The sequence below is a fragment of the Bartonella sp. AC130YNZD genome (assembly GCF_042196865.1).
Lineage (GTDB): Bacteria > Pseudomonadota > Alphaproteobacteria > Rhizobiales > Rhizobiaceae > Bartonella.
In genome coordinates this window covers 1-2,977 of sequence record NZ_JBHIQZ010000072.1, presented here as the reverse complement: position 1 = coordinate 2,977, position 2,977 = coordinate 1, and the positions used below count along the sequence as shown (strand labels likewise).

At 46.2% G+C, this 2,977-nt stretch carries 1 protein-coding gene; it reads left to right on the top strand.

Annotated features, from left to right (window positions below; translation table 11 throughout):
* Nucleotides 1-2,789, top strand: a 2,789-nt coding sequence (locus tag ACFINU_RS09475) for a DUF4815 domain-containing protein (RefSeq protein ID WP_375667630.1), incomplete at its 5' end; no start/stop codon positions are given.
* Nucleotides 2,790-2,977: the final 188 nt, after the last annotated feature.

The window sequence follows — 2,977 nt, the reverse complement described above, 5'->3', positions numbered from 1 at the left end:
ATGAGGATGATCCAGAGCTGTTGGGGCAAGTTGCCGGCAGTTTGGCAGAAGGAGAGCCCGGAGCGGCACGCGAAGTCGCAAAACTTGTCTGGGCTCTCAAAGATGATGAGCAGCAAGGGGCTTTCTTTCCGGTCTATATCTTACAAGATGGCGTTTTGATTGATCAAAAATCCCCATCATTGCTTGAACCCGCCATGCAAGCCATTGCGACGTACGACCGCGCCCATGGGCATTATATCGTGGGGGGATGCCGTGTAAGTGCATTGGGAGCAAATAACGGTTGCCAAGTGTTTAGCATTCAAGAGGGAGAAGCCAATATCAATGGTTTTAAACGCAAACGCTTAGCAGCTTTGCGCCATGAAGAACTCGAGGACTTTTCGACAAGCGTTGTTCCAAGCGAAACGCATATTTTTGCGCCTCCAAAAGGGAAAACAAGTTTTACCTTTAAACCCTATTATTTTCCTCTTGCTGATATTCAGTCTCTTTTGTTGACAAAAGAAAAAACCGTTACCGTCACCCGCGGTGCCGTTGCCGCAGGGCGTGATGGCGTGCCGGATAAAAGCATCACCGCGTTTATCAAAATTGTTCAAGGAACTAAAGAATTTAAAGAAGGAACGGATTTTAAAAAAACCGGAGACACCATTGATTGGGCACCGGTGGGAGACGAACCTTTAGCAGGGAGCAGCTATAAGGTGACTTATCGCTATCGTGCAAAAATCACGGCTGATAAAGTCACAGCGCAGGAAATTACAGTATCAGGGGGTGCGGAGGGTGGTGATATCATTGTCAGTTACACTTACAAACTCCCCCGCATTGACCGTATTGGTCTCAACACAGGGGGAAATGTCGTCTATATCAAAGGGATTTCTTCAGACCAACCCATGGCACCTAGTGTCCCTGATGAGGTGTTGTCGCTCGCAACCATTACCAACAATTGGCTTAGTACCCCCCTTGTGGTCAATGATGGCACGCGTGTTGCCCCCTATGATGAGATGTGGCGCTATTTTCAACGGGTGCTTTCCCTTGGCCGGTTGATGCAGTTAGAGCGCATTAAAAGCAATGTAGACTCTAAAGAGCCTGTTGCCAAAAAAGGCATGTTTGCTGATCCTTTTCTCGATGATAGTTACAGAGATGAAGGCTTTCAACAAACGGGGGCTGTAGGCAATGGCATTTTGCAGCTTGCTATTGACCCAACATTCTATACTGCTCCTTTAAAAGCGCCTGTCACCCTTGACTGGACAAATGAAGTGATCATTGCGCAAGAATTGACAACGGCTTGCGAAAAGATCAACCCCTATCAAAATTTTGCACCCCTGCCTGGTACAGTAACCCTTGAACCCGCAACAGACTTTTGGCATGAACAACGCACCGATTGGCTCTCAAGCGTGACCAATCAAATCATTATGGGAAAACATCGCGGCAGTACCATACGTAGAACAGAAGTAAGCGATAATTTCATCAACACACACCAAGAACAAATCGACTTTTTAAGACAAATTACCCTTCACTTTAAAATTGAAGGTTTTGGCAGTAGCGAAATCTTGGAAAGTCTTACCTTTGATGGTGTCAATGTCTTGCCAGCGAGCCGCCTTGTTGCCGATAGACAAGGCGTCCTTGAGGGCACTTTCACGATTCCACAAAATATTACCGCTGGTACAAAAAATGTCGTGGCACAGGGGAAAGGGGGCACCATTGCAACGGGACTTTTTACCGGACAAGGTCTGATTGATGTGAAAGTGATGCGGCGCACCACAACAGTGAAGATATGGACGCAATTTGACCCACAAGCGCAAGTCTTTACCCCCGATGAAACACGGCAAATCACTGGAATTGACTTTCATCTTTGTAAAATCGGCAATCAGAACCATGATCTGGTGATTGATTTGGTGACAACCGAAAACGGCTATCCTACCGCCGATATTCAAGCACAAAGCTTTTATTCTATGAAGGGCGCAAAGCTAGGTTGGGCTGGGGCACGCTATGATGTCCCCTTGTTAGTCCCTAATGATCGTCTCACTGCTTTTATCATTAAAACCGATGATGCTGATCATGCCATCTCACTAGCAAAGCTTGGAGATTTTGATGTAAACAGTCAAAGATTTGTCTCAAGTCACCCTTACGTGACCGGTCCACGCTTTTCTTCTGTTAACGCACAAAGTTGGACAGCCCATCAAGATGAGGCTTTAGCCTTTCGAGTGCTCGCTGCACGCTACACACAAACAGAAAAGATTGTCGATTTAGGCACCTTTGACCTTGTAGACTGCTCTGATTTGCAAATACGCGCAGCCATTGAGTTGCCTTCAAGTGAGTGTTCTGTCATCTTTGAAATTGAACGAAACAATGGCACAATTTATCAACTTCTTCCCTTTCAATTGCTCAGTCTTACTGAATATATCAGTGAAAAGGTCAAGCTTCGCGCTATTCTTAAAGGCACCGAAAAGCTCTCACCGGTGTTATTTGCTCCTGTTCAGTTGATTGCGGGAAAAATCCATAAGGAAGCGACCTATGTCACGCGTGCTTTTGCCTTTGGCGAAAAGGCAAGGTTGACCAGCTATATCAAAACCTTTTTACCGGGTGGTGCAACCTTTTCACTGGAGATGCAACTGGATGATGGTGGTTTCACCCCTTTGAAACTTGACGAAACAGAACAACTCGCTGAACCACTTTGGACAGAACGAAAATTTACCAGCAGTGACAAAACAGCCAAACAAGCGCGCCTCAAACTCACGCTTACCGGTGGACCGGCGGCACGGTCCATGGTGCGTGATTTTGGCGCTGGCATATTATGAGGGGAAAATGAGAGATGACAAAAACCAAAAAACTCGACATGGAATTGCCACAAGAAGGGCGTTTTATCAGTTCTGAATTCCCAATCTTGCGGGAAAACTTGGGCAAACTTGACCAAGCTCTTTTAGCTGTTGAGGAAAAGATAGACGAAAAGGCGCCTTTACACCACACGCATACCATAAGCGAAATC